Raw genomic sequence first — 339 nt, 5'->3', positions numbered from 1 at the left:
GTACAGGAGTATCTCGACACGCTTAACGATGCCGCGTGGGGGGCGGCGAGCGAGGTGAAGCCGAAGTTCGTATCGAGGTCCGACCCGGCGGCGCAGTGGACGGGGGCGATGAAGGGGCATGCCTTCTTCGCCTACGCCGCCAACTATCTGATCGACATGGACCACGCCGTCATCGTGGACGTCGAGGCAAGCCGCGCCATCCGTCAGGCGGAAGTCGGTGCGGCACGCACCATGATCGATCGCGCCCAGGATCGCTTCGGTCTCTATCCGGAACGCCTGGCCGCCGACAGCGCGTACGGCTCGGCGAGATGCTGGCTGGTTGGTGCACGAGCGCGGCAT

Annotated in this window: 1 pseudogene; it reads left to right on the top strand. The window is 66.1% G+C overall.

The features are described 5' to 3' along the window. Window positions 1-339 (top strand): annotated as a pseudogene (locus tag E5W70_RS32755) (IS5/IS1182 family transposase); the annotation flags it as partial.

It is taken from the genome of Mesorhizobium sp. (assembly GCF_005063415.1).
GTDB lineage: Bacteria > Pseudomonadota > Alphaproteobacteria > Rhizobiales > Rhizobiaceae > Mesorhizobium.
The sequence above is the reverse complement of the archived record's forward strand: the minus strand, read 5'-3'. Positions and strand labels throughout refer to the sequence as shown.